Here is a 26785-nt window from a genome sequence, read left to right on the forward strand (position 1 = left end):
GGGGCTGCGCCGGTGACTCGGTTTCCCCAGCAGGTCGATCCCGTCCCTGACAGGTCGATCCCGTCTTGAAAGGCACGGTAATGACTGAGAATCCCATCAAGCTGGCGGTGATCATCGGCAGTGTGCGGCGCGGACGATTCGGCCCCACCGTGGCCAAGTGGTTCGCCCGTCAGGCACGCGCCAACGGTGGTGTGAGCGTGGATGTCATCGACCTGCTCGACTTCCCGCTGCCGCTCCAGATGCCCTCACCCGGCCGGCCGTGCGAGACGGAGACGGCCGAGGTGCGCGACAGGCTCGGTGCCCGGCTGGCCGCCGCCGACGCGTTCGCCGTGGTGACCCCGGAGTACAACCACACGTTCCCGGCGGCCCTCAAGAACGCGATCGACTGGTACCGGGACGAGTGGCACGCCAAGCCGGTCGGCCTGGTCAGTTACGGCGGCATGAGCGGTGGCCTGCGCGCGTCGGAGCATCTGCGGCAGGTCTTCGCGGAGGTGCACGCCATGACCGTGCGCGACGCGCTCAGCTTCCACAACGCCTGGCGCCAGTTCGAGAAGGACGGTGCCCCGGTCTCCCCGGAGGGTTCCGAGGCCGCGGCCAAGGGCCTGCTCGGCCAACTCCTCTGGTGGGCCGAGACGTTGCGCGAGGCGCGGAGCACCCGCCCGTACAAGCACTGAACAACCGGCCGGGGCGAGCCCGCCGGCACCCCCCACGACCGGTCCCCCACCGACGAATGTCCCTGAGCACCATCCCCATGTCACCCATGTTGGAGGCTTTCCCGTGCGTATCCCCCGCTCCCGTCTCGTCCTGGCCAGTCTGGCCGGCACGCTGATACTCGGCTGCGCCGTCGCGCCGTCGACCTCGGCCGCCCAGGCCCCGCCGGCCTCGGTGGAGGTCCGCGGCAGCCGTGTCCTGGACATCTCGGTGGGCCCCGGCGGACTGACCGCCCCGGCCACGACCACCCCCGGCGCGGTCACCTTCCGTGCCAGCACCACCGACCCCGCCGCCGGCCTGATCGGGCTGACGCGGCTCTCCCCCGGTGTGACCTGGGAGAGGTTCCGCGACATCCAGCGCCGGACGCTCTCCGACGACCCGGCCGTGGTCGTGCAGGCCCAGACGGAACTGGCCGCCTCCGCCGATCTGCTCGGCGGTGTGGTCACGCACCCGGGCCTGTCCGGCTCGTTCAGCCAGGACCTGACGCCCGGCACCTATCTGCTCTTCGAGTACTTCGACCTGGAGAGCCACCCCGCGCCCCGCTACCGCTGGCTGACCGTCAGCGGCGCGGCGAGCGGCACGCACCCGACGCCCACCGCGACCCTGGTCTCGGAGCGCGTCGCGGGCGCGCCCCGCTTCACGCTGTCGGGCACGGTGAAGGCCGGGCGCCCGCTGAAGTTCGTGAACAAGCTGCCGCAGGAGAACGAGGCGGTCTTCTTCCCGCTTGCCGCCGATGTGACCGAGTCCGACCTCACCTCGTACTTCGACAAGTTCGGTCCCAACGGTGAATGGCCCGCCGACCCGCCGCCCTTCGACCAGTCCAAGGGCGTCGGCTCGCTGCCGCTGAACCCGCAGCGTTCGTCGGTCATCCAGATCCCGCTGACCACCGGCCGCTACGTGGCACTCACCTGGCTGAAGGACGCGAGCGACGGCAGGACGCGGCTGGTCAAGGAGGGCCAGTACAAGATCGTCGAGGTCCGCTGAGTGCGGCTCTTGACCTCAACCGCAGTTCAGCTTCTAACGTCACTGACCAGCGGGTTCGTCGCCTACGGCCCACGAGACAGGGGAATTTCATGACTACGACCGCCGCGCCCCGCGCGGGCCGGAAAGAGTGGATCGGACTGGCCGTACTGGCCATGCCGACGCTGCTCATCGCGATGGACATGACAGTCCTTCACCTGGCGGTTCCTTCACTGACCGCGGACTTGCAGCCCAGCACGTCGCAGCTGCTGTGGATCATGGACATCTACGGATTCCTGGTCGCCGGCCTGCTCATCACCATGGGAACCCTCGGCGACCGGATCGGGCGGCGCAAGCTGCTGATGACCGGCGCCGCCGCCTTCGGTATCGCCTCGGCACTCGCCGCGTTCTCCAACAGCGCCGAGATGCTGATCGTGACCCGGGCACTGCTCGGTGTCGCGGGCGCGACCCTGATGCCCTCCACGCTCTCCCTGATCCGCAACATGTTCCACGACGCCGCCCAGCGCACCGTCGCCATCAGTGTCTGGATGACCTGCTTCGCGGTGGGTGGCGCCCTCGGCCCGCTGCTCGGCGGATTCCTGCTCGACTACTTCTGGTGGGGCTCGGCGTTCCTGATCGGCGTCCCCGTCATGGTGATCCTGCTCGTGCTCGGCCCCGTGCTGCTGCCCGAACACCGTGACGAGCAGGCGGGCAGGCTGGACTTCGGCAGCGCCGTGATGTCCCTGATCGCCGTCCTGTCCGTGGTCTACGGTCTCAAGCTGGTCGCCGAGGACGGCTTCGGTCTCCAGCCGGTCGCCTTCGTGCTGCTCGGTCTGGCCGTCGGGTACGCCTTCGTCCGCCGCCAGCGGTCGCTCGCCGACCCGCTGCTCGACCTGAGGCTCTTCCGTGAGCGCACCTTCAGCGCGTCGGCGGGTCTGCTCACCATCGGCATTCTGGTGATGGCGGGTTCGCAGCTCTTCACGCTCCAGTACCTCCAGCTCGTGCACGGACTCTCCCCGCTGTCGGCCGGCCTCTGGTCGCTGCCCAACGCGGCCGGTCTGATGGTCGGTGCCATGTCGGCCCCGGCTCTCGCGGCGAAGATCCGCCCCGGTTACGTCATCGCCGGCGGCCTGGTCGTCGCGGCGATCGGGCTGGGAATGCTCACCCTGGTCAGCGCGAGCGCCGGGCTGGGCATCCTGGTGACGGCCTCCGCGATCATGGGTGCGGGTCTGGGGCCGATGGCCTCTCTCAGCACGGACCTCGTGGTCGGCGCGGCTCCGCCGGAGCGCGCCGGTGCGGCCTCGGCCATCTCCGAGACGGGCACCGAGCTGGGCTCGGGTCTGGGTATCGCGGTCCTCGGCAGCATCGGCTTCGGTGTCTACCGCAGCGAGATCGAGAGCACCATGCCGTCGGGCGTCGACTCCGAGGCGGCGCACGAGTCGCTCGGCGGCGCGGTGGCGGCGGCCGAGGAGCTCGGCGGCAGGGCGGGCGACGAACTGCTCACCGTCGCCCGGGAGGCGTTCACGTACGGCATGCACGTGACGGCCATCGTCGGCGCCGCTGTCGCGCTGCTGCTGGCACTGCTGGCATCCGTCCTGCTGCGCGACGTCAAGCCGGGCGCCGGCGGTCACGACGAGTCGGCGGACGGCGCCCCGGGGGGCGGCCCGGACGGCGCGGCCGAGACCTCCTCGGGCTCCGAGACGTCGAAGAGCGGGACCACGCTCGGAAGCAACATCTGAACCACCTGAAGCACCGGGCCTGCTGACGGGCCGTCAGGCCGAACCGCACGGTCGGCGGGTCCGGAGTTGCGAAGGGCCGGGGAGTCCGCTCCCCGGCCCCTCGCCCGGACCATCCGGTGTCGTACGAACGCCCCGCCGGCGCCGCCGGACCACGGCACCATCGGGGCACGCGCGTGTGATCGCAGCCATACGAAAGGCCGGCTCGGCCGGCCACGAAGAGAACGGGAGGCTCGCCCTATGGAGCAGTCGGAAGACAGGACCGCCACGGTCGAATTCGTGCTGGACGTCATCTGCGCGGCGTCGTACATCGCGTACGTCCGCCTGGAGCGCGCGATCGAGCGGGTGCGGGCCGACGGAGGCAAGGTCGAGGTGGTCTTCCGTCCCTTCCAACTCGCGCCGGACGCGGCCTTCGACGGAGAGCCGCTGCTGGAGGTGCTCACCGGGATGTTCGGCAAGCACGTGGTGGCGGAGACCCAGCAGGCCGCGGCCGACGCGGTGAAGGACGGCGTGACGCTGGACTACGGCCGGGCGGTGGCCGCCGACACCTTCGAGGCGCACCGTCTGATCCAATCCGCGGCCTCGCGCGGGCTGGGCGAGGCGGCGGTCGAGCGGCTGTTCCGGGCGCACTTCACCGACGGTCTGAACATCGCCGACCCCGCGACGCTCCAGCGGCTGGCGGCCGAGATCGGGGTCGACGCGAACGACGCCCCGGCCGACCGGCTCCGCGCCGATCTGGCCCGCGTGCGCGCCGGCGGCATCCGTTCGGTGCCGCAGATCTCCTTCGACGGCGGCCGGGCACTGGCCGGCACACAGTCGGAGACGACCTACGCCAAGGCACTCCAGACGGCAGCGGCGTAGGACAGGCCCGGGTCTTCACGGCCCGGGGCGCCCGGCGCGGTGCGTCGCGACTCGCGGGATCCGGCTCCTACCGGGCGTACGCGAGCGGGTGAGCACAACGCGCGGCAAAGCGCCCTGCCGGGCCTTACGGGCCCGTGAAAATCCGCCGGACAGGGCTGGGACGTGCCACGACGTGGCACGGTCCGCCCACCGGACAGGCCCGGGGCGCCCGGCGCGGTGCGTCGCGACTCGCGGGATCCGGCTCCTACCGGGCGTACGCGAGCGGGTGAGCACAACCGCGCGAGGCGTCCCGCCGGGCGGCGCGGTCCCGGCGTCCCTAGCTGCTTTCGACCTCTCACGGCCAATCCACGAACCCACGGCTGAGCCCTCCCGGCCCGCTCCATCCCCCGCAGCAGGCCGGGAGCCGGCCGGCCGTGTGCCGCCGGGGCGCCCACGCGCCTCGGCGGTTCTCACGTCCAGGCCCTGTTTCGATCCGGGACACCCGGAGACCGGGCCCAGCCCCGCCCAATCGAATGGAGACACCGATGCGGGTCTTGTTCGCGGTCTTCCCGGCCACAGCACATCTGCATCCCGTGACGCCTCTGGCGTGGGCGCTGCAGAGTGCCGGCCACGAGGTGCGGATCGTCAGCCACCCGGAGATGGCCGACACCATCAGCGCCGTGGGCCTCACCCCGGTGCCGCTCGGCGAGACCGTGGATCTCACGGCTCCCGCCCCGGACATCGGGCCACAGCTCGACCGGGTCACCCGGGCGCTGTCCCTGACCACCGACACCCATCTGTGGGAGATCCTGCGCCGCCGGGTGCTGCCCGCGCTGGCGAAGTACTTCCCCGCCGGGCCGGCCGCCGCCGGACACCGGGACATGCTGGACGACCTGGTGGAGTTCGCCCGCGGCTGGCAGCCGGACCTGGTGCTCTGGGACCCCGCGTTTCCCCCGGCGCCGGTCGCCGCCCGGGTCAGCGGCGCCGCGCACGCGCGGCTGATGTGGGGCCTGGACTACTTCGCCTGGGCCCGGCAGAAGTTCCTGGAGCGCCCGGAGCGGCCGGGCGGCGAGCCGGTCGAGGACCCGCAGGTCGCGGTGGTGCGGCCGATGCTGGAGCGGTACGGCCTGGAGTTCGACGAGGAGACGCTGCTCGGGCAGTGGACCGTCGACCCGATGCCCGCCCGGCTGCGGCTGCCGCTGGCCGTACGGTCCGTACCGGTGCGCTGGGTTCCCTTCAACGGTTCCGCCGCGGTTCCCGACTGGCTGCACGAGCCGCCGAAGCGACCGCGGGTCTGTCTCTCCCTCGGGCTCACCGCCCGTGAGCGGGACAAGGACAGCGAGGTCGCCATATCGGACCTGCTCGACATGGTCTCCGATCTCGACGTCGAGCTGGTCGCCACCTTGAACAGCTCCCAACTGGCCTCGCTGAGCGGCGTTCCGGACAACGTCCGCACGGTCGACTACCTGCCTCTCAACCAGCTGCTGCCGAGCTGCTCCGCGATCATTCACCACGGCGGCTACGGCACCTACGCGGCCGCGGTCGCGCACCGCGTACCGCAGCTCATCACATGGGAGGAGGGCGGCGACGCGATGGTCACCGCCCGGTACGTCACGGAGCGCGGCGCCGGGCTGGCGATGGACCGTGAGCACTTCTCGGTCGACGGGCTCAAGCGGCAGCTCGTACGCATCCTGGAGGAGCCCTCGTTCCAGGAGGGCGCGGCCGGGCTGTACGCCGACTCGCTGACCGCGCCCGGCCCGCAGGAGATCGTCCCCCTGCTGGAGAGGCTGACCGCGCGGCACCGGAGCTGACCGACACGTTACGCGAGGGCGGCGGCCCACCGGGGGAGACCCGGTGGGCCGCCGCCCTTCGCGTGCACCCGTCCGTGACCCTTCCCCACCCCGATCCGTTCTTCCCGGAGGAAACAGTGATCAACGTATTCCAGCCCAGCCTGGGCGACGAGGAACTCCAGGCGATAGCCGAGGTGTTCGCCGACAACTGGCTGGGGCACGGGCCGCGTACCAAGAAGTTCGAGGCTGAGTTCGCCGAGCACCTGGGCGTCGAGCCGGAACAGGTGATGTTCATCAACTCCGCCACCGCGGGTCTCTTCCTCTCCACGGAGCTGCTCGGGCTCGGCCCCGGCGACGACGTGGTGCTGCCCTCCGTGAGCTTCGTCGCCGCCGGCAACGCGGTCGCCGCGACCGGTGCCCGTCCGGTCTTCTGCGATGTCGACGAGCGCACGCTCAACCCGACGGCCGCCGACATCGAGCGGGCGCTGACCCCGCGCACCAAGGCGGTCCTGGTGCTGCACTACGGCGGGTATCCCGGCGACATCGCCGCGATCGCCGCGCTGTGCGAGGAACGCGGCATCCCGCTCGTCGAGGACGCCGCCTGCGCGGTCGCCTCCACGGCGGACGGCACCGCGTGCGGCGCCTTCGGCGACATCTCCATGTGGAGCTTCGACTCGATGAAGGTCCTGGTCACCGGCGACGGCGGGATGCTCTATGTCAAGGACCGTGAACTGGCCCGGAAGGCACGACAGTTGGCGTACCACGGGCTGGAGCAGTCCAGCGGGTTCGCCAACGCCCGGGTCTCGCACCGCTGGTGGGAGCTGAACGTACGCGACTTCGGCCGCCGCGTGGTCGGCAACGACATCACCGCCGCGATAGGCAGCGTCCAGCTGCGCCGGCTGCCGGAGTTCGTGGCGCGCCGCCGTGAGATCGCCGAGACGTACGACCGGCTGCTCGCCGACGCGGCCGGTGTGCGGCTGCCCCCGGCGCTGCCCGCGGGCCACACCTCGTCGTACTACTTCTACTGGGTGCAGCTCGACCCGGCCGTCCGCGACAAGGTCGCCGCGGACCTGCTGGACCAGGGCGTCTACACCACCCTGCGCTACCCGCCGCTGCACAAGGTCCCCGCCTACCAGGGCGACTGCGGGCCGCTGCCCGGCACCGACGCGTGCGCCGAGAACACCCTGCTGCTCCCCCTGCACCAGGCGCTCGACGACGCGGAGGTGCACAGCGTCGCCGCCGCGCTCCGCAAGTCCGTCGAGCTCCGGTCAGCCCCGGATCGGAGCTGAGCCTTGCGTATCGCCGAGACCGGGGTGCCGGGCGCGTACGTCGTCACACCGGAACAGATCACCGATGAACGAGGCAACTTCTACGAGGCGCTGCGCTCCGAGGAGTTCGAGCGCGTGACAGGCCGGCCCTTCGTCCCGGTACAGATCAACTACTCCGTGTCCAGGCGCAATACGCTGCGCGGGATCCATGGAGTGGCGATCCCGCCGGGCCAGGCGAAGTACGTCACCTGCGTACGCGGAGCGCTGCGCGACATCGTCGTCGATCTGCGGGTGGGCTCGCCCACCTTCGGACACCACGAGACCAATGTGCTGGACGCCGACTCGGGACGCTCCGTCTACGTCCCCGAGGGCGTCGGCCACGGTTTCCTCACCCTCACCGACGACGCCTGCATCTGTTACGCGCTCTCCAGCGCGCATGTGCCGGGCACCCAGATCGACATCAATCCGCTGGATCGCGATCTCGCACTGCCCTGGGGATTCGCGGAACCGCCGCTGCTGTCCGAGAAGGACAGGGCGGCACCGACCGTAGCCGAGGCCATGTCCGCCGGAACTCTCGCCACCTGGTCGGAGGCGAACGGCGGGGCCCACCCCGTAATGCTGTGAGGAGAGAACTGTCATGAAGGCTCTGGTGCTGTCAGGCGGCTCAGGCACTCGTCTGCGCCCGTTCAGCTACTCCATGCCCAAACAGCTCATCCCGATCGCCAACAAGCCCGTCCTGGAACACGTACTGGAGAACATCCGGGCGCTCGGGGTCACCGAGATCGGCATCATCGTCGGCGGCTGGGCGACCGAGATCGCGGACGTCCTCGGGGACGGCTCCCGGCTGGGTGTGCGGATCACCTACATCCCGCAGGAGAAGCCGCTGGGGCTGGCGCACTGTGTGACGCTGGCCCGCCCCTTCCTCGGCGACGACGACTTCGTCATGTATCTCGGGGACAACATGCTTCCCGACGGGATCGAGTCCATCGCCGCCGACTTCAGGGCCGCCCGGCCGGCCGCCCAGGTCGTGGTGCACAAGGTGCTCGACCCCCGCGCCTTCGGCGTCGCCGAGCTGGACGTCGACGGCAACGTCGAGCGGCTGGTCGAGAAGCCCGAGCAGCCGCTCAGCGATCTCGCCCTGATCGGCGTCTACTTCTTCACGCCCGCCATCCACCGGGCGGTCGGCGCCATCTCTCCGAGCGCCCGGGGCGAGCTGGAGATCACCGACGCGATCCAGTGGCTGCTGACCGCCGGCTCCGAGGTGAAGGCCAGCGAGTACAGCGGCTACTGGAAGGACACCGGCCGCGCCGAGGATGTCCTCGACTGCAACCGTCAGCTCCTCGCCGATCTGCGCCCCGGTGTCTTCGGCGAGACCGACGCGGCGAGCGAACTGGACGAGGGCGTACGCATCGAGCCCGGCGCGCGCGTGCTGCGTTCCCGGATCGAGGGCCCCGTCGTGGTCGGCTCGGGCACCGTGATCGAGGACAGCCACATCGGTCCCAACACGTCCATCGGCCGCGACTGCACCCTGCGGGGCACCCAGGTGAGCGAGTCCATCGTGATGGACGGCGCGACCATCTCCCAGGTCCCGGGCCTGCAAGGCTCGCTCATCGGCCGTAACGCCACGGTCGGCACGACCCCCGAGCAGGACCCCCACCACCGTCTCGTGGTGGGCGACCACACCCGAATCGAGGTGGCGGCATGAGGACACTGGTCACCGGCGGTGCGGGCTTCATCGGCTCGCACTACGTCAGGACCCTGCTCGACGGCGGCTATCCGGGCTCCGAAGGCACCGAGGTCACCGTCCTGGACAAGCTCACCTACGCCGGCAACCGGGACAACCTCCCCGCCGCGCACCCCCGGCTGACCTTCGTCGAGGGCGACATCTGCGACCCGGAGCTGGTGCGCGCGCTGCTGCCCGGACACGACGCGGTGGTGCACTTCGCCGCGGAGTCGCACGTCGACCGGTCGCTGGAATCCGCCGCGGAGTTCGTCCGCACGAACGTCGGTGGCACCCAGACGCTGCTCGACGGCTGTGTCGCGGCGGGCATCGAGCGGTTCGTGCACGTCTCCACGGACGAGGTGTACGGCTCCATCGACCACGGTTCCTGGACGGAGGAGTGGCCGCTCGCGCCCAACTCCCCGTACGCCGCGAGCAAGGCGTCCTCGGACCTGATCGCCCGCGCCTACTGGCGCACCCACGGGCTGGACCTGTCGATCACGCGCTGCTCCAACAACTACGGCCCGTACCAGCACCCCGAGAAGCTGATCCCGCGCTTCATCACCAACCTCCAGGAGGGTGTGCCGCTCCCGCTGTACGGCGACGGGCGGAACATCCGCGAGTGGCTGCACGTGGACGACCACTGCCGGGCCATCCAGCTGGTCCTCGACCAGGGACGGGCCGGCGAGATCTACAACATCGGCGGCGGCAACGAGCAGACCAACCTCGGGATCACCGAACTGCTTCTGGAGCTCTTCGGGGCCGACCGGTCGATGGTCCGGCGCGTCGCCGACCGCAAGGGCCACGACCTGCGTTACTCCCTGGACGAGAGCAAGATCCGCGACGAGCTCGGCTACGCCCCGCGCGTGCCGTTCGCCCAGGGGCTCGCCGACACAGTCGCCTGGTACAGCGACAACCCCGCGTGGTGGAAGGCCGTCAAGCAGCGCACCGACAACCTCCAAGGAGTCTGAGATGAGCGAGCACAAAGCACTGATTCTGGACGAGACCCGCAAGTACCACCTCGACACGCAGAACGACGGCGGTTTCGTCCCGGGCGTCAGCGAGATCTGGCCCTCGGGCGCGGTGCTCGACGAGGACGACCGGGTGGCCCTGGTCGAGGCGGCACTCACGATGCGGATCGCGGCCGGCCACAGCTCACGCAAGTTCGAGTCGGCCTTCGCACGCAAGCTCAAACGGCGGAAGGCCCATCTGACGAACTCCGGCTCGTCGGCCAACCTGCTCGCGATGGGCGCCTTCACCTCGCATCTGCTGGAGGACCGCAGGCTGGTGCCGGGCGACGAGGTCATCACCGTCGCGGCGGGCTTCCCGACGACGGTCAACCCGATCCTGCAGAACGGCCTGATCCCCGTCTTCGTCGATGTCGAGCTGGGGACGTACAACACCACCGCGAAGCGGGTGGAGGAGGCGATCGGGCCGCGTACCAGGGCCATCATGATCGCGCACGCGCTCGGCAACCCCTTCGAGGCCACCGAGATCGCCCAACTCGCCGAGGACCACGGCCTGTTCTTCATCGAGGACAACTGCGACGGGGTCGGCTCCACCTACGACGGGAAGCTCACCGGCACCTTCGGTGACATCACCACCGTCAGCTTCTACCCGGCCCACCATCTGACGATGGGCGAGGGCGGCTGCGTGCTGACCGCCAATCTCGCGCTGGCGCGGATCGTCGAGTCACTACGCGACTGGGGCCGGGACTGCTGGTGCGAGCCGGGCGAGAGCAACAAGTGCCTCAAGCGCTTCGACTACCAGATGGGCACGCTGCCCGAGGGCTACGACCACAAGTACATCTTCTCGCACGTCGGTTACAACCTGAAGGCCACCGACCTCCAGGCGGCCCTGGGGCTGTCCCAGCTCGCCAAGCTCGACAGCTTCGTCGACGCCCGCAAGCGCAACTGGCGCCGGCTGCGCGAGGGCCTGGACGGCCTTCCGCATCTGATGCTGCCCGAGGCCACCCCCCGCAGCGACCCGAGCTGGTTCGGCTTCGCGCTGACCGTGGACCCGGACGCCCCCTTCAGCCGGGCGGAGCTCGTGGAGTACCTGGAGGACCGGAAGATCGGTACGCGCCGGCTCTTCGCGGGCAACCTCACCCGGCACCCGGCCTACATCAACCAGCCGCACCGGGTCGTCGGCGACCTGGTCAACAGCGACATCATCACCATGCAGACGTTCTGGATCGGTGTCTACCCGGGGCTCACCGACGAGATGATCGACTACGTCGTCTCCACGATCCAGGAGTTCGTCGGAGCCCGCACATGACCATGACCGCCACCAACACCGCCGCCGCCACGGGCACTTCGGGCACGTCGCCCCGCTCGGCCACCGCGGCGCCCGTCCCCGCCGGGACGCTGCGGCCCCGCGAGGACGTGAACCTGCCCTTCAGACTGGCCCGTTCGGCCGCCGCCACCGGCTCCGGCGCCGGGCCGCGCACCGACGAGGTCGCCGACTGGCTCGCGGGTCGCGAGAAGGCGCACCACTTCAAGGTGACCCGCATCGGCTTCGATCAGGTCAACGGCTGGGACTTCGACGCGACGACCGGAAACCTCCGGCACCACAGCGGGGGCTTCTTCACCGTCGAGGGCCTGGAGGTCACGGTCTCCGAAGGCCCCGTACGGAACTGGCGGCAGCCCATCATCAAGCAGCCGGAGGTCGGCATCCTGGGCCTGCTGGCCAAGGAGTTCGACGGGGTGCTGCACTTCCTGATGCAGGCCAAGATGGAGCCGGGCAACCCCAATCTGCTCCAGCTGTCACCGACGGTGCAGGCCACCCGGAGCAACTACACCAAGGTGCACAAGGGCGCCGACGTGAAGTACATCGAGTACTTCGTCCGGCCGGAGCGCGGCCGGGTCCTCGCCGACGCGCTGCAGTCCGAACACGGGTCGTGGTTCTACCACAAGTCCAACCGCAACATGATCGTCGAGACGGACGAGGACGTCGTCGTCGACGACGACTTCTGCTGGCTGACGCTCGGTCAGATCGGCGAACTGCTGCTGCGGGACAACGTGGTGAACATGGACGCCCGTACGGTGCTGGCCTGCGCGCCGACCGCCCACGACGAGCACGGAGCGCTGCACACCGACACCGAGCTGCTCTCCTGGTTCACCTCCGAGCGCTCCCGGCACGATGTGCACGCGCGGCTCGTCCCGCTGAACGAACTGCCCGACTGGCGGCGCGGCGACTCCACCATCGACCATGTGCACGGCCGTTACTTCCGGGTGGTGGGCGTCCAGGTCGAGGCCGGCAACCGCGAGGTCACCGGCTGGACCCAGCCCCTCTTCGAACCGTGCGGTCCCGGAGTCACCGCGTTCCTGTCCCGGCGGGTCGGCGGGGTGCCGCACGTCCTGGCGCACGCCCGGGTCGAGGGCGGCTTCCTCGACACCGTCGAACTGGGGCCCACGGTCCAGTACACGCCCGGCAACTACGCCCATCTGGCGGGCGGCGACCGGCCGCCCTTCCTGGACCTGGTGCTGAACGCCGATCGCTCCCGTATCCGCTACGAGGCGCGGCACTCGGAGGAAGGAGGCCGGTTCCTGAACGCCGAGAGCCGCTACATGGTCATGGACGTGGACGGGCTGGACGGGATCGGCGACGGCGGGATCGAGGACGTACCGGCCGGCTACCGGTGGGTGACCCCCGGCCAGCTCAACTCCCTTTCCCGGCACGGGCATTACGTCAATGTCCAGGCCCGCACACTGCTGGCCTGCCTCAACGCCGGGGCGGTCCCGTGGTAGCCCCTCCGTCGCCGCTGCGCGTCGGCGTGCTGGGCTGCGCCGACATCGCCCGCCGCCGGATGCTGCCCGCGATGGCGGCCTCGGAGGGCATCGAGATCGCCGCCGTGGCCAGCCGCGACGCGGACCGGGCGGCCCGTACCGCGCGGGAGTTCGGCTGCCTCGCGGTCCACGGCTACGCCGAACTGCTGCGGCTCGACGAGGTCGACGCGGTCTACGTACCGCTGCCCGCCGCCCTGCACGCCCGGTGGGTGGAGGCCGCCCTGCGCGCGGACAAGCACGTCCTGGCGGAGAAGCCGCTCACCACCGAGCGGGCCGGCACCGCGGACCTGCTTGCGCTGGCCGACGCACGCGGGCTGGCGCTGATGGAGAACGTCATGTTCGTCCACCATCCGCAGCACGCGGCGGTACGTGAGCTGCTGGCGGACGGGGCGATCGGCACCTTGCACGGCTTCCAGTCCGCCTTCACCGTCCCCCGCCGCCCGGCGGGGGACGTGCGCCTCGATCCCGACCTGGGTGGGGGCGCGCTCTGGGACACCGGCGTGTATCCGCTGCGCGCGGCTCTCCATCTGCTGGGTCCGGACCTGGAGTTGGTCGCGGCGCTGCGCGGCTCCGGCCCGCAGGACCGGGTGGACACCGGCGGCGCCGCGCTGCTGAGCACGCCCGCCGGTGTCTTCGCCCAGGTCGTGTACGGGCTGGACCATGCCTACCGCTCGTCGTACGAACTGGTGGGCAGCGAGGGCCGGATCACCCTGGACCGTGCTTTCACCCCGCCCGCCGGCCATCGGCCGGTGATCCGTGTCGAACGGGCGTCGGGCACCGAGGAGATCGTGCTCGAACCGCACGACCAGGTGGCCGCCACCCTCACCGCCTTCGTCTCGGCGGCACGGACCGGCGGCGTCCCCCGGGACGCGGTGGCGGACTGTCTGCGCCAGGCGGCCCTGCTGGAATCGGCGCTGTTGAAGGGCGTCCGGCCGCTCACCCCATGACCTCTGGACCTCTACCCCGTACTCCGTCACTCCCCTACTCCGTGACCTCCCGGCCAGTGAAGTCCAGCCAGTGACCAGTTGAGAGCAGGAGCTCAGAATGGAATCGATCGAGAACGAGGTGGCTCGGCTGCGCTCGCAGCTCCGGGTGGTGACCGACCGCTCGGACGTCAGGGATCTCGTCGAGCGCTACGTGGTCGGTCTCGACACCCTGCACGAGCCGGAGTTCGACGAGAGCTGGTACCGGACCGTCTTCACCGAGGACGCCCGGCTGGACTTCCCCGTCGGCAGCCACCGGGGGGTGAAGGGCCTGGCCCGTTTCCAGCGCGAGGCCAAGGGGAGGTGGGCCCGCACCCACCACCTCGGCTCGAACTCCACCATCCACTTCGACGGCGACCGTGCGGAGGTACGCGCGCACCTCATCGCCACCCATGTGCACCACGACGACGAGGGTCCGCACTTCAACGTCGGCACGTACTTCGACATCGGTGCGGTCCGCACCCCCGACGGCTGGCGGATCGACCGGCTCGCCTGCCGTGTGGTCTGGACGGCGGGCAAGGGACTGGCGTCGGTGCCGGGCGCGGACCGCGGGTCGATGAGCTGCGCGTAGCGGGCCGCAGGTGGAGCCCCGCGGCGGGCGCGTGGCTCGTCGTTACGGCGCGCTCCGCGCGGAGGGCGCCGCCTCCGACGGGTCCGCGCCGGTGGTGCCGGTGGCCGACTTGTCGCCGTTGGCCGGGACGGCCGGCGTGGCCTTGTCCGCCGTGACCGCTTCGGCGCCGGAAGCCGAGGAGGTGCTCCCGGCCGTGGCCGGGACGGATGCCTTGTCCCCGGACGGTACCGCCTCCGGCCAGCCGCCGGCCGGCGGCATCGCGACCTCGCGCCACCACGGAGTGCCGGGGATGCTCTCGGTCACCGTCGGCTCGTAGGACTCGCCGGGGCGCGGCAGCGCCACGCGTACGCCGGTCTCGGCCGCCGCCGTGACCGTGCCCTCGCCGGGCTCGGCCCACGGGTGCGGCGCGAGGTTGAAGGTGCCCCAGTGGATCGGCAGCATCACGCCGGAGGGGCTGCCCTGCTGGAGGTCGACGTGCGCGCGCAGGCCCTCGGCGGGGGTCATGTGGATGTCCGGCCAGTATTCGCTGTAGGCGCCGATCTGGATCATCGTGGCGTCGAAGGGGCCGTGCGCGGCGCCGATGTCCCGGAACCCGGAGAAGTAACCGGTGTCACCGCTGTGGTAGATGCGGTGGTCGGGTCCCGCGACGACCCAGGACGCCCAGAGGGTGTGCTGCTGGTTGCGCAGGCCACGGCCGCAGAAGTGCCGCGCGGGCGTCGCAGTGAACGAGATGCCGGCCACCTCCGCCGTCTCGTTCCAGTCCAGCTCGCGCACGCGCGCCGCGGGCACTCCCCAGTGCTCCAGATGCGCGCCGACGCCCAGCGGCACGGCGAAGATGGTGTTCGTGGAGGCGAGTCCCTTGATCGTCGGCAGATCGAGGTGGTCGTAGTGGTCGTGCGAGATGACGACGACGTCGACCGGCCCGAGTGCGGCGAGCGAGACGGGAACGGGGTGCAGCCGCTTCGGTCCGGCGAAGGAGTAGGGGGAGCATCGCTCACCCCAGACCGGGTCGAAGAGCACGCGCCTGCCGTCGATCTCGGCGAGGACGCTGGAGTGCCCCATCCAGGTCAGCCGCAGCCCGGAGGCGGGCGGTACGGCGAGGTCCGCGAGGGTGTCCCGGTGGACCGGGATCGGGGCGGCGGGTGCGCGCCGGGCGCGCGACTCCTTGCGGAGGTAGACCTTCGACAGCTCCAGCATGGAGCCTGAGGGTCTGGTCCTGGCGGTGCCCTCGGGATTCTGGAACACACCGTCGGCGAAGTTCGGGGAGTTGAGGATCCGCTCCAGACGCTCGCCGGCCGGGTCGGCCCCGAAGGTCTCGGACCGCATCGCGCGCAGCCGGGAGCGGAGTGAGGGTGGGGAGCCGGCGCCGTTCACTGCATCTCCTGAAGGTTCGGGTTCATTTCATTATGAGCGTTTCTCGCTACCGGGGTGCCAGGCCGGCTGTGCCGTCCGGGGCACCTGACTGCAACGTCCGGACGATCTCCCGGATTCCCCGGAGCGGCCATGGACAGTCGAGATCCGGCCACTCGGGCAGGGCTCCCCGAGCCCGTCGCGACCGCCTCCGCGCCCTCTTTGACAGCCGCGCCTCCCGCTCCGGATACTGACCATCCATTCAGTTGCAGCACTCCCCCACGGTCTGCCGTCGCCCCCGGAGGCGCCCACCCATGTCCCCCCTGATATCGCTGACCTGGCGCGACCACATCACCGGCCGCGAGGGGTATCTGGTCGTCGACCGGCTCGTGCGCGGAGTCTCCAGCGGCGGACTGAGGATGCGGGAGGGCTGTTCGCTGGAGGAGGTGACCGGGCTCGCGCGTGGCATGACCATGAAGGAGGCCCTGCACTTCAACGACGACCCCTCGGCGCGCTACATCCCGCTCGGCGGGGCGAAGGGCGGTATCGACTGCGACCCCCGGGACCCGGCGGCGTACGGCATCCTCGTCCGCTACCTGCGCGCGGTGAGGCCGTACATCGAGACCGTCTGGACCACCGGCGAGGACCTGGGGCTGACCCAGGATCTGATCGACAGGGCCGCGGCGGAGGCCGGGCTCGTCTCGACCATTCAGGCGATCCATCCGCTCCTCGACGACGAGGAGGCCGCGCGGCGCCGGCTCGCCGACGCCTTCGCGGTGGACGTCGACGGGATCGGCCTGGACGAGTTGGCCGGGGGCTGCGGGGTGGCCGAGGCCGCGCTCACCGCGCTGGACCGGGCGGGGGTGGCGTACGAGGGGACACGGGTCGCGGTGCAGGGCCTGGGGACCATGGGCGGGGCGACCGCGCGGTTCCTCCTGAGGGCCGGGCTCACGATCGTGGCCGTAGCGGACGTGAAGGGCACCATCTCCTGCCCCGAGGGCCTGGACGTCGAGTCGCTGCTCGCCGCGCGTGACGCGTTCGGGACGGTGGACCGCGCGGTGCTGCGGCCCGGCGACCGCGAACTGCCGGGCGACGCCTGGCTGTCGGCGGACGCCGAGATCCTGGTGCCCGCGGCCGTCTCGTACGCGATCGACACCGCCAACCAGGCGCGAATCAGGGCCCGTTGGATCGTCGAGGCGGCCAACATGCCTGTTCTGGCCGAGGCGGAGGAGCTGCTGGCCGCACGCGGGATCACCGTTCTTCCGGACATCGTTGTCAACTCCGGTACGAACGCCTGGTGGTGGTGGACCCTCTTCGGCGACATCGGCCCCGACGCCGACGAGGCCCTCGCCCACACACGGCGCTCCATGCGCGCGCTGACGGAGCTGATGCTGGAACGCGCGGAGGCCGGGGGTACGACTCCGAGAGCCGCCGCGCACGCGATCGCCGCGGCCCGACTGCCCCTGATCGCCGAGCGGTTCGGCCATTACCACTGACCGGGCGGGACTGCCCGTGGTTTACGGCCCGACGGTTCGTGTCAACCGGCGGGAGTTAGGGTTCAGTGTGGCGAGAGTACGGCTGAGTGTGGAGGAGCGGCGCGAGGACCTCCTGCGCGCCGCCGTCGATCAGATCCAGACACGAGGGGTGGCGGCCGTGCGGGTGGCCGACGTCGCCGCCGTCCTCGGGGTGAGCAACGCCCTGGTGCTGTACCACTTCTCCACGAAGGAGAAGCTTCTCGCCGCCGCCTTCCGGCACGCCGCCGAGGAAGACCTGGCGCAATTGCGGGAGTTGCTCGGCCGTCGTACCAGCGCCCTGCGCCGGCTGCACGCCGCGATCCGCTGGTACGCGCCGACCGGCGGGGCCAAGGGGTGGCGGCTCTGGATCGAGGGATGGGCGGCGGCGCCGCGCGAGCCGGCGCTCCACGAGGTGGCCAGCGAACTCGACCAGCAGTGGAAGGCCGCGCTCGCCTCCGTCATCGACGAGGGCGTCGACGCGGGCGAGTTCCGCTGCCCCGACCCGGTCGCGGCGGCCTGGCGGCTGACCGCGCTGCTGGACGGGCTGGCGGTGCAGATGACCTCGTACGCGGGATCGCTGACCCGCGCCACTCTCCTGGACTGGACGGACGAGGCGCTGGCACGTGAGCTCGGTGTCGACCGAGCGGAGCTCACCGCCGCCGGCCGATGACCGGTCCCTCGGGGCCGGCGAACCACGGCTGACGAACCGCCACCCCAGGTCGCCATGACCGGCCGGCACCACCACGGCCATACTGTGCGCGAGATCCGGAATCCGGAACGAAGGTGGAGACTGTGGCGCAGCGGCAGACCGAACATCCGGACGTCGAGAACATAACCGAGCCGGGGGACGGGCCAGGGGCCGGGCAGCGCCATGACGTGCTGGTCGTCGGCGGTTGCGGCGTCGACACGGTCGTCCGTGTCGACTCGCTCCCCGTCCCGCTCGCCGACTCCGTCGGCGTCGGGCCGATCCTCGAACGGCCCGGCCAGACCGGCGGCAATGTGGCCCTGGGCTGTCGTGCCCTCGGACTGAACGTCAAATTCCTGGACTTCGTCGGTGACGACCCGGCGGGCGCTCAGATCCGTGAACATCTCGCCAAGGGCGGTGTGGACTTCGAGGGGCTGATCTCGGCCGCGGGCACGCGCCGTGCGGTCAATCTCGTCGAGAGGACGGGGCGCCGGATGTCCTTCCACGACGCGCGCGATCCGGAGGACCTGCGGATGCCGCGCGACTTCTATCTCCCCCACCTCGCGCGGGCCCGCCATGTCCATGTGTCGATCACGAACTTCACCCGTTTCCTCTTCGACGACATCATCGAACAAGGTGTCCCCGTCTCGACCGACCTGCACGACTGGGACGGGGTGGACGCCTACCACCGTGAGTTCGCCTACCGCGCCGACCTGGTCTTCCTCAGCGCCGCCGGGGCGAGCGAGCGGATAGCTCCGGTGATGCGGGAGATCCTGCGTGAGGGCAGGGCACAGGCGGTGGTGGCCACGGCGGGCGCCGGAGGCTCGTACCTGCTGACCCGGGAGGGCAGCCGTACGCCCCGGCCGATCCCGGCGACCGTCCCGCCCGCACCGGTGGTGGACTCCAACGGCGCGGGCGACGCGTATGTCGCCGGGTTCCTCTACGGGCGGCTGGCCGGACGGGACCTGGAGGCCTGTGCGCGCCTCGGCGCGGTCGCGGGCGCCTACGCCTGCACGGTGGAGGGCAGTTCGTCGCTGATCGGCATCGACGCGCTTCTCGCCCGCAGGGCCTGAGGCAGGCCGGCCTCCGCCTCAGGTCTGCTTCAGCGGGTCGTACTCCTTGGCGTCCAGGCCGAACGTCCAGGCGACGCCCTCCTTGGCGGTACGCGTCCCCGGCGGCACCCGCAGCCAGTAGGTGCGGCTGGTGCCGTCGGGCTCGGGGGTCGAATTGACGACTTCGACCATCACGACGTCCTCGTCACCGGCGAGCGCTATCCGCCACAGGATGCCGGTCTCGTCCTTGCTGATCGGCTCGGCGCCCGACTCGGTGAGATACCGGTCGTAGCCGTAGTGCTCCAGCATGACGCGGCGCAGCTCCGCGTTCTCCTCGTTGCGGATCCGGGCCGGGTCGAGCGAGGTGAGCTCGTCGAGGAAGTCGGCCGGGACCGGCATACCGCGCCACGCGTAGAGGGCGAAGCCGTCCGGGTAGGCGAGGGCCGGGCCGTCACCGCGGTCGAGACGCCCCGCCTCGTCGCGGTGCAGCTCCACGGGACGTTCGCAGACCACCGTCACGTTCTCGTACGGCCACCACCAGCCCGCGTGCGCCGCCACCTCGGCGAGCCCGGCGAGCCGGTCGCCGCGGCCGTCGAACGCGGCGAGCCAGGCGGCGTCGTGCTGCCCGAGGACCGCGTCGAGCAGCAGCTGACGTGTCTCGGCGAGGTCCGTCGCCTCCGTGCCGGACGCGTCGGTGATGCCCGACCGGATCCGGTCGGCGAGGGCGCGGGTGTTGTCCCACAGCCGGGCGCCGGTCGCCCCCCACCACTCGGCCCAGCCCGCCGGGCCCAACTCGTCGTGGATACGCCGCCGTTCCTCCGCCCACGGCTTGGTGCGCACCTCCTCGCGGACCGATCCGCCCTGATCCGTGAGGGACCTGACGGCGGCGAGTCCCGCGAGCGGGGAGTCCGCCCAGATGATCCGCTCGGGCTCGGCCAGCCCGGCCGTCCGGTAGGCGAGCCGTATCCCCGCCTCGGCCGCCGGCCGGTCGGCCGCGCCTGTCGCCGCGGCGACGCCCCGCCACTTGTCCACATTCCGCATGTCTGAAGCCCCGTCCCCTGTCGTCACTGTCCCGTGTATTTTCCTGCCGAGCCGTCGTCGACCGTCTTCGAGTCGTCGTCGAGCCGCACGCCCGGTCCGTTCGCGCGTCCTCAGTCGGCGACGACGCGCACCGCTCCCGGCAGGTACTCGCGCTGGCGCACCACGCGGAACCAGCCCTTCGGCAGCGCTATCGCCGCGTGCTCCTCGTGCACCACCCGGCCGCCCTCCGGCAGATGGAGCAGCATCGGCCCGAACTCGCCGCCCGTCTCGCGGACGAGCAGACCCGGGCCCGTCACCGCGTGGGCGTGTCCCGTGACCTCACCGAGCGCCAGAACGAGGCGCCCCCGCGCGTCCCTCGACTCGCCCCTCGTCCCGGCGACACCGGACGGCACGCTCTCCTCCGCCACGGGCACGATGAGCACGTCTCCCTGCCGGTACATGGCTCTCCCCTCGACCGGCGGCGCCGAGTGCGCCGACCTGTGAACGACGCTAGACGGTGGGTCTGACAATCGGCTCCGCCCCCGAACCGGGCTTGTCAGTGGGGCCTGTTACAACTTCTCTCAGCATCAAGCCGATCAACGCCGACGCCCGGTGTCTGGAGCACTCGCCATGACCATTTCGAGCCACCTGCAGGAGCTGGACGGCCTGCCCGCGTTCGACTTCCCCGCCCCCGAAGCAGAGCCGAAGACGACGCTTCCCGACGCGGGTTCGGTGGCCTGGCGCATCACCGCGGACGTGTACGACGGCGAGGAGGAGTGGGAGTCGGCGTTCGCCCGTTTCCTCCGGGCCGTCGACACGACCGAGGTCCGCGCACTGATCATCGGCGCGTGGTCGGAGGCGTACGAGTCCTCTCCCGACGGCGTGGTGGAGGCGCTGGTCGCCGCGAGCGGCCAACTCCCCTCCCTCAGGGCGCTGTTCCTCGGTGACATGACCTACGAGGAGTGCGAGATCTCGTGGATCAACCAGCGAGAGATGCGGTCGCTGCTCGACGGCCTCCCGCAGCTCCACTCGTTCGGGGTCCGCGGCGGCCAGGATCTGGACATGTCCGGCATCAAGCACGAACGGCTGCGTTCGCTGACCGTCGAGACGGGTGGTCTGGACGCCGGCGTGGTGCGGAGCATCGGCGCGGCCGAACTGCCCGCGCTGGAGCATCTGGACATCTGGCTGGGCACGTCCTGGTACGGCGCGAACACGATCGTGGCCGACCTGGAGCCGTTCCTGACCGGAGAGCGTCTTCCGGCCCTGACGTCACTCGCGCTGCGCAACAGCGAGATCCAGGACGACATAGCGGCGGCGATGGCGGGAGCGCCGGTGGTGGCCCGGCTGGAGACGCTGGACCTGTCGATGGGCACCCTCGGGGACGAGGGCGCCGAGGCGCTGCTCGCCGGCCAGCCGCTCACGCATCTCAAGAAGCTCGATCTGCACCACCACTACCTGAGCAAGCCCATGGAGGACCGGATCCGCGAGACGCTGGAGCCCGCCGGTGTGGTCGTGGACCTGTCCGAGCGCGAGTCCCCCAGGGACGACGAGTCGCGTTACACGGCGGTGGCCGAATGAGCGACGGGATCGACCACATCGAGGAGTTCCACGGGCTTCCCGTCTTCACCCTCGCGCGCGACGAGGCGCCCGCGCCGGGGGCGTTGCCCGAGCCGGACGCCGTCGCGTGGCGGCTGGACTGCGGGTGGGACGAGAAATGGACGTTCCCCGAGCTGTGGCGGCACTTCACGAGTGTGGTGGACACCGAGCGCGTGCGCGCGCTGGTCATCGGGCCGTGGTGGAGCGGCGAGTACTCGGAGCTGGCGCCCGTCCAGGAGCTGATCGTCGCCGACGCTGCACGCTTCCCGGCCCTGCGCGCGCTGTTCCTGGCGGACGTGGTGGGCGAGGAGTGCGAGGTGTCCTGGCTGCGGATCAACGACATCACGCCGGCCATCGAGGCGTTCCCGCTGCTGGAGAATTTCGGCGTGCGGGGCTGCGGCGACACCTACCGGGACGGTGATCTGCGGCTGCGGCCGGTGAAGCACGACCGGCTGCGTGTCCTGCGTTTCGAGTCGGGCGGGCTCCCGGGTTCGGTCGTGCGCGCCGTCGGCGCGAGCGAACTGCCCGCGCTGGAACATGTGGAGCTGTGGCTGGGCGTCGACGAGTACGGCGGCAACGCGACCCTCGCCGATCTGGCGCCCCTCCTCGACGGCGGCCGATTCCCCCGCCTGCGCCATCTGGGGCTCCAGAACAGCGAGATCCAGGACGAGATCGCCGGCGCGGTGGCCGCGGCGCCGGTCGTCGCCGGGCTCGAATCACTGGCGCTGTCGATGGGCACGCTCACCGACGCGGGGGCCGAGGCACTGCTCGCCGGCCAGCCGCTCACGCACCTCGACGAGCTGGACCTGAGCCACCACTACATCTCAGCGCCGTGGCGCACCCGGATCCAGGAGGCTCTGGAGCCCCACGGTGTGCGGGTGGAGCTGGAGGTGGCCCACGACATCGACGAAGACGACGAGTGGCGTTATGTCGCCGTCTCCGAGTAGCGGCGGGCCGCGCCTCGCGGTCGTCGGCAATCCCGCGAACCGCCGCGTGCGGCTGTTCCAGGACGCGGTGGGCGCGGCGGGCCTGCCACCGGCGCGTGAGGTGGCCTGGCTCGATGTGCTGGGCGGGCGTGCCGAGTTCCGGCCCGGTGAGGTCGTCCGGGTGGAGTCGCCGGGCGAGGACGCGGAGGTGGAGCGGCTGCTGCGCGGCACGGACGATCCGACGCGGGTCGAGGGCACAGCCCTCTGGTACGAGCGGTTCACCTCCGCCGTACGGAAGTTGGGCCGCGCCGTGCGGGAGGCGGGGGCGCGTCTTCTGGACGAGCCGGACGAGTTGGCGGTGCTGTTCGACAAGCGGCTGTGCCACGAGGTCCTGGACCTGGCGTCCGTACCGGTGCCACCGTCACCGACGTCCGGGGCCGGCGCCCCGCCCGTGCGCGGCTGGGACGATGTGCGGGCCCTGATGGGCGGTCCCGGCATGCGCCGGGCGTTCGTCAAGATCGCCCACGGCTCGTCGGCCTCCGGGGTGCTGGCCGTCGAGACCGCCGGCCCCGGCCGGGTGCGCGCGACGACCTCTGTCGAACGCGACGCGACCGGGCGGCTGTTCAACTCGCTGCGGGTGCGGCGTCTGACCACTGAGCCCGAGGTGGCGGCGATCGTCGACGCGCTGGCCCCGGACGGGCTGCATGTCGAGCGGTGGCTGCCGAAGGCCATGCAGAACGGCAGAGCGACGGACCTGCGGGTGGTGGTCGTCGCGGGCCGGGCGACGCACGCCGTCGTACGGACCAGCTCGTCGCCGATGACCAACTTGCATCTCGGCGGGTCGCGCGGCGATCTCAACGCGGTGCGGGCGGCGACCGAAGCGGCGAGCGGCGGCGGGGGCTGGCGGGCCGCCCTGGAGATCTGCGAGCGGGCCGCCTCGTGCTTCCCCGGCACGCACTGTGTGGGGGTGGACCTGCTGCCCGCGACCGGCTGGCGCCGCTTCGCCGTCGGCGAGGTCAACGCCTTCGGCGATCTGCTGCCCGGCCTCACCGGACTGCCCGGCAGCGGCGCGGAGGGCCTGGACACCTACGGGGCGCAGCTCGCGGCCCTGCGGTCGAAGGTGCCGTGTAGGGCGGACGACGGAGGTGAGTGGCGTGCACGCCTCTGAGACGACGGGTCCCGCGACCACGGGCCCCGGGACCACGGGCGCGGAGCCGCCCGACATGCGCGGGGTCGTCGGCCGCGACGACCTTCTGCTGATCACGCTCGACACACTGCGTTACGACGTGGCCGCCGAGCTTGCGGAGGCGGGCCGGCTGCCGAATCTCGCCGGGCATCTCCCGGGCGGGCGCTGGGAGAAGCGGCACGCCCCCGGCAACTTCACCTATGCCTCGCACCAGGCGATGTTCGCCGGGTTCCTGCCGACGCCCGCCTCGGCTGGGCCCCATCCGCGGCTGTTCGCGGCCCGGTTCGAGGGGAGCGAGTCCACGGCCGCGAGGACGTTCGTCTTCGACACGCCCGACCTCGTGTCGGGTCTCGCGGACGCCGGGTACCGCACGGTGTGCATCGGGGGTGTCGGCTTCTTCAACAGGCGGGGCGCGCTCGGTTCCGTACTGCCGGGGATGTTCCAGGAGAGTCACTGGGAGCCGGAGTTCGGTGTCGCCTCGCCCACGTCCTTCGAGTCGCAGGTGGCCCGCGCGGAGCGGGTCGCGGCCGAACTGCCCGCGAGCCGCCGGCTGTTCCTCTTCGTGAACGTGCCGTCGCTGCACCAGCCGAACTGGTTCCATCTGCCCGGCGCCACCCGTGAGGCGGGCGACTCACGTGAGACGCACGCGGCCGCCCTCGAATACGTGGACCGGCACATCGGCCGGCTCTTCGCCGCGGCGAGCAGCCGGCGCCGCTGCTTCACGATCGTCTGTTCCGACCACGGCACGGCCTACGGCGACGACGGCTGGACGGGCCACCGCCTCGGCCACGAGTCCGTCTGGACCGTGCCGTACGCCCACTTCTTCCTTGAGCCAGGGGCACCTTGATGACCAACACGACCAGTACCACCGGCACCGCGCCCCGGCCGCGCCCGTACGAGAGTTACGTGTACGCGTATCCGCACAAGACCGCGTACCGGCGGCTGGCGGACCGGCCGGCGCTGAGCGGCCTGTGGGCGGGCGAGCGGAAGAACGCGCTCTCGCTCTATCTGCACATACCGTTCTGCGAGGTCCGCTGCGGCTTCTGCAACCTCTTCACCCGGATCGGCGCGCCCGACGAACTGACGACCCGTTATCTCGACGCCCTGGACCGGCAGGCGACCGCCGTGGCCGACGCGCTCCACGCCGACGGCACGGACGGTGTGCGCTTCGCCGCGGCCGCCTTCGGCGGCGGCACGCCCACCTTCCTGACGGCCGGCGAGCTGGAGCGGCTGTGCGACATCGCCGAGAAGCGGATGGGCGCCGATCTGCGGGCCGTGCCGCTCTCGGTGGAGACGTCGCCGTCGACCGCGACGGCCGACCGGCTCTCGGTGCTGGCCGAGCGCGGGGCGACGCGCTTGAGCATCGGCGTGCAGAGTTTCGTCGAGGGGGAGGCGAAGGCGGCTGTGCGCCCGCAGCGCCGCTCCGACGTCGAGGCCGCGCTCGGCCGGATCCGGGACGCGCGTATCCCGGTCCTCAACATCGACCTCATCTACGGCATCGACGGGCAGACCCCGGGGTCCTGGCGGCTCTCCCTCGACGCGGCGCTCGCCTGGCGGCCGGAGGAGCTGTATCTCTACCCTCTGTACGCACGGCCGTTGACCCCGCTCGGCAGGCGCGCGCATCCCAGTGAGGCCGACTGGGACACGCAGCGGCTGGACCTCTACCGGCGGGGCCGGGACCATCTCCTCGCCGAGGGGTACGAGCAGGTGTCGATGCGGATGTTCCGCCGCGCCGGCGCGCCGCACGAAGGCGCGGACGACTACGCGTGCCAGACCGACGGCATGATCGGCCTCGGCTGCGGCGCGCGTTCGTACACCTCGGAGCTGCATTACTCCTTCGACTACGCGGTCGGGATGCGTGAGATCCGGAACATCATCGACGACTACACGACCACCGAGGACTTCTCCCGCGCCGAGGTGGGCCGCGCGGTCGACATGGACGAGGCGCGCCGCCGCCATCTCCTCCAGTCGCTGCTCCAGGCGGAGGGCATGGAGCTGGAGGAGTACCGCGCGCGGTTCGGCAGCCGTCCGGGTGACGACTTCCCCGCCGAGCTGGACCGTTTCGCCGGCCTCGGCTGGCTCGACGAGGGGGCCGGGCCCGGCCTGCTGCGGCTCTCGCCCGAGGGGCTCGCCCACTCGGACGCGCTGGGCCCGGCCCTGTTCTCCCCCGCCGTCCGGGCCGCGATGACCGCGTACGAACCGAAGTGAGGCACCCGTGGACCTGACGATCCTCTACCGGGGCCCGCTCGCCTCCTGCGACTACGACTGTCCCTACTGCCCGTTCGCCAAGCGCCGTGACACTCCTGACCAGTTGCGCGCGGACCGGGCGGCGCTGGCGCGCTTCACGACGTGGGTGGCCGAACAGACCGACGACCGTCTGTCGGTCCTCTTCACCCCGTGGGGCGAGGGCCTCACCCGCTCCTGGTACCGGCGGGCGCTCACCGATCTCTCGCACCTGCCGCACATCGCCCGGGTCGCGATCCAGACGAACCTCAGCTGCCGCACGGACTGGCTGAAGTCCGCCGACCCGGCCAAGCTCGCGCTCTGGTGCACGTACCACCCCGGTCAGACGCCGTACGACCGTTTCCTCACCAAGTGCGGCGAGCTGGGCGCCGCGGGCATCCGCTTCAGCGTCGGCGTCGTCGGCTTCCCCGACCACCTCGACCAGGCACGCCGGCTCCGCGCCGATCTGCCGGGCCATGTCTATCTGTGGGTCAACGCGGCGGAGGGCCGCACCTACTCGGACCCGGAGGCCGCCGACTGGACCTCGATCGACCCCCTGTTCCCGTTCAGCCGCCACCCCCACCCCTCGGCCGGCCTCCCGTGCCGCACGGGCGAATCGGTGATCTCGGTCGACGGCGAGGGCACGGTCCGCCGCTGCCACTTCGTCCCGGCGGAACTGGGCAACCTGTACGACGGCTCCTACCGGCGGGCCCTCGAACCCCGTGCGTGCCCGCTCGCCACCTGCGACTGCCACATCGGCTACGTCCACCTGGAGACACTGCCGCTGTACGACGTCTTCGCGGGCGGCGTCCTTGAACGCATACCGGTGAGCCCGGTGGCGCGCTGAACTCCGCGTCCCCGCCGGC

General features: G+C 71.3%; 25 protein-coding genes. 22 read left to right on the plus strand and 3 right to left on the minus strand.

Annotation, left to right across the window (positions count from 1 at the left end; translation table 11 throughout):
- Positions 1-80 precede the first annotated feature (80 nt).
- The 13 genes from IEY79_RS33640 to IEY79_RS33700 all read left to right on the plus strand — a co-directional run bounded on the left by IEY79_RS33640 (position 81) and on the right by IEY79_RS33700 (position 14367).
- On the plus strand, positions 81-674 hold the full coding sequence (locus IEY79_RS33640) for an NADPH-dependent FMN reductase (protein ID WP_189111447.1): 594 nt from the start codon (positions 81-83) through the stop codon (positions 672-674).
- Between the two features lie 103 nt (positions 675-777).
- Positions 778-1695 carry a hypothetical protein gene (locus tag IEY79_RS33645; RefSeq protein WP_189111448.1) on the plus strand — a complete coding sequence of 306 codons (918 nt, stop codon included), beginning with the start codon at positions 778-780 and terminating at the stop codon, positions 1693-1695.
- Between the two features lie 89 nt (positions 1696-1784).
- Positions 1785-3410, plus strand: a complete 1626-nt coding sequence (locus IEY79_RS33650; RefSeq protein WP_189111449.1) for an MFS transporter — start codon at positions 1785-1787, stop codon at positions 3408-3410.
- Positions 3411-3647: 237 nt separating this feature from the next.
- On the plus strand, positions 3648-4268 hold the full coding sequence (locus IEY79_RS33655) for a DsbA family oxidoreductase (protein ID WP_189111450.1): 621 nt from the start codon (positions 3648-3650) through the stop codon (positions 4266-4268).
- A 524-nt stretch (positions 4269-4792) separates the two neighbouring features.
- Positions 4793-6058 (plus strand): activator-dependent family glycosyltransferase, encoded by a 1266-nt coding sequence (locus IEY79_RS33660; RefSeq protein ID WP_189111451.1) that lies wholly within the window; start codon positions 4793-4795, stop codon positions 6056-6058.
- 116 nt (positions 6059-6174) lie between these two features.
- Positions 6175-7326, plus strand: coding sequence for a DegT/DnrJ/EryC1/StrS family aminotransferase (locus tag IEY79_RS33665; protein WP_189111452.1), 1152 nt, complete (start codon positions 6175-6177; stop codon positions 7324-7326).
- A gap of 3 nt (positions 7327-7329) precedes the next feature.
- Complete coding sequence (locus IEY79_RS33670) at positions 7330-7929, plus strand: dTDP-4-dehydrorhamnose 3,5-epimerase family protein (RefSeq protein ID WP_189111453.1); 600 nt, start codon at positions 7330-7332, stop codon at positions 7927-7929.
- A gap of 13 nt (positions 7930-7942) precedes the next feature.
- A complete protein-coding gene (locus IEY79_RS33675; RefSeq protein ID WP_189111454.1) occupies positions 7943-9010 on the plus strand; it encodes a glucose-1-phosphate thymidylyltransferase in 1068 nt (355 codons plus the stop codon).
- Positions 9007-9996 carry a dTDP-glucose 4,6-dehydratase gene (gene rfbB / locus IEY79_RS33680; RefSeq protein WP_189111455.1) on the plus strand — a complete coding sequence of 330 codons (990 nt, stop codon included), beginning with the start codon at positions 9007-9009 and terminating at the stop codon, positions 9994-9996. The genes IEY79_RS33675 and rfbB overlap by 4 nt, the downstream gene beginning before the upstream one ends.
- A 1-nt stretch (position 9997) precedes the next feature.
- Positions 9998-11302, plus strand: a complete 1305-nt coding sequence (gene rfbH, locus IEY79_RS33685; protein WP_189111456.1) for a lipopolysaccharide biosynthesis protein RfbH — start codon at positions 9998-10000, stop codon at positions 11300-11302.
- A 2-nt stretch (positions 11303-11304) separates the two neighbouring features.
- Positions 11305-12774, plus strand: a complete 1470-nt coding sequence (locus tag IEY79_RS33690; protein ID WP_189111496.1) for an NDP-hexose 2,3-dehydratase family protein — start codon at positions 11305-11307, stop codon at positions 12772-12774.
- On the plus strand, positions 12768-13760 hold the full coding sequence (locus tag IEY79_RS33695; protein WP_229701356.1) for a Gfo/Idh/MocA family protein: 993 nt from the start codon (positions 12768-12770) through the stop codon (positions 13758-13760). Before IEY79_RS33690 ends, IEY79_RS33695 begins: the two co-directional genes overlap by 7 nt.
- A gap of 97 nt (positions 13761-13857) precedes the next feature.
- Positions 13858-14367, plus strand: a complete 510-nt coding sequence (locus tag IEY79_RS33700; RefSeq protein WP_189111457.1) for a nuclear transport factor 2 family protein — start codon at positions 13858-13860, stop codon at positions 14365-14367.
- A gap of 42 nt (positions 14368-14409) precedes the next feature.
- On the opposite strand, the gene IEY79_RS33705 is transcribed toward IEY79_RS33700, so the two are convergent.
- Positions 14410-15693, minus strand: coding sequence for an MBL fold metallo-hydrolase (locus tag IEY79_RS33705; RefSeq protein ID WP_189111498.1), 1284 nt, complete (start codon positions 15691-15693; stop codon positions 14410-14412).
- 338 nt (positions 15694-16031) lie between these two features.
- On the opposite strand from IEY79_RS33705, the gene IEY79_RS33710 reads away from it, so the two are divergent.
- The 3 genes from IEY79_RS33710 to IEY79_RS33720 all read left to right on the plus strand — a co-directional run bounded on the left by IEY79_RS33710 (position 16032) and on the right by IEY79_RS33720 (position 18989).
- Positions 16032-17213, plus strand: coding sequence for a Glu/Leu/Phe/Val dehydrogenase dimerization domain-containing protein (locus IEY79_RS33710; protein ID WP_189111458.1), 1182 nt, complete (start codon positions 16032-16034; stop codon positions 17211-17213).
- Between the two features lie 67 nt (positions 17214-17280).
- The gene (locus IEY79_RS33715; RefSeq protein WP_189111459.1) at positions 17281-17901 is read left to right on the plus strand and encodes a TetR/AcrR family transcriptional regulator; all 621 of its coding nucleotides are present in this window, start codon (positions 17281-17283) and stop codon (positions 17899-17901) included.
- 209 nt (positions 17902-18110) lie between these two features.
- On the plus strand, positions 18111-18989 hold the full coding sequence (locus IEY79_RS33720) for a carbohydrate kinase family protein (RefSeq protein ID WP_189111499.1): 879 nt from the start codon (positions 18111-18113) through the stop codon (positions 18987-18989).
- 18 nt (positions 18990-19007) lie between these two features.
- Here IEY79_RS33720 and IEY79_RS33725 read toward each other — a convergent pair whose 3' ends face one another.
- Both IEY79_RS33725 and IEY79_RS33730 read right to left on the minus strand, forming a co-directional pair.
- The gene (locus tag IEY79_RS33725) at positions 19008-20009 is read right to left on the minus strand and encodes a DUF6745 domain-containing protein (RefSeq protein WP_189111460.1); all 1002 of its coding nucleotides are present in this window, start codon (positions 20007-20009) and stop codon (positions 19008-19010) included.
- 110 nt (positions 20010-20119) lie between these two features.
- Entirely contained in the window at positions 20120-20449 is a 330-nt protein-coding gene (locus IEY79_RS33730; RefSeq protein WP_189111461.1) for a DUF8820 family protein, read from the minus strand.
- A gap of 169 nt (positions 20450-20618) precedes the next feature.
- Between IEY79_RS33730 and IEY79_RS33735 the strand changes: the two genes are divergently transcribed.
- From IEY79_RS33735 to IEY79_RS33760, 6 genes are read left to right on the plus strand one after another with little or no spacing between them, the layout of a single operon-like run.
- Entirely contained in the window at positions 20619-21566 is a 948-nt protein-coding gene (locus IEY79_RS33735; protein ID WP_189111462.1) for an STM4015 family protein, read from the plus strand.
- Complete coding sequence (locus IEY79_RS33740; protein WP_189111463.1) at positions 21563-22531, plus strand: STM4015 family protein; 969 nt, start codon at positions 21563-21565, stop codon at positions 22529-22531. The genes IEY79_RS33735 and IEY79_RS33740 overlap by 4 nt, the downstream gene beginning before the upstream one ends.
- Complete coding sequence (locus IEY79_RS33745; RefSeq protein WP_189111464.1) at positions 22512-23678, plus strand: STM4014 family protein; 1167 nt, start codon at positions 22512-22514, stop codon at positions 23676-23678. Before IEY79_RS33740 ends, IEY79_RS33745 begins: the two co-directional genes overlap by 20 nt.
- A gap of 55 nt (positions 23679-23733) precedes the next feature.
- Positions 23734-24543, plus strand: a complete 810-nt coding sequence (locus IEY79_RS33750) for an STM4013/SEN3800 family hydrolase (protein WP_189111500.1) — start codon at positions 23734-23736, stop codon at positions 24541-24543.
- Positions 24543-25904, plus strand: coding sequence for an STM4012 family radical SAM protein (locus tag IEY79_RS33755; protein ID WP_189111465.1), 1362 nt, complete (start codon positions 24543-24545; stop codon positions 25902-25904). The genes IEY79_RS33750 and IEY79_RS33755 overlap by 1 nt, the downstream gene beginning before the upstream one ends.
- 7 nt (positions 25905-25911) lie before the next feature.
- A complete protein-coding gene (locus IEY79_RS33760) occupies positions 25912-26766 on the plus strand; it encodes an STM4011 family radical SAM protein (protein ID WP_189111466.1) in 855 nt (284 codons plus the stop codon).
- Positions 26767-26785 lie beyond the last annotated feature (19 nt).

This window comes from Streptomyces camponoticapitis, assembly GCF_014646115.1.
Lineage (GTDB): Bacteria > Actinomycetota > Actinomycetes > Streptomycetales > Streptomycetaceae > Streptomyces > Streptomyces camponoticapitis.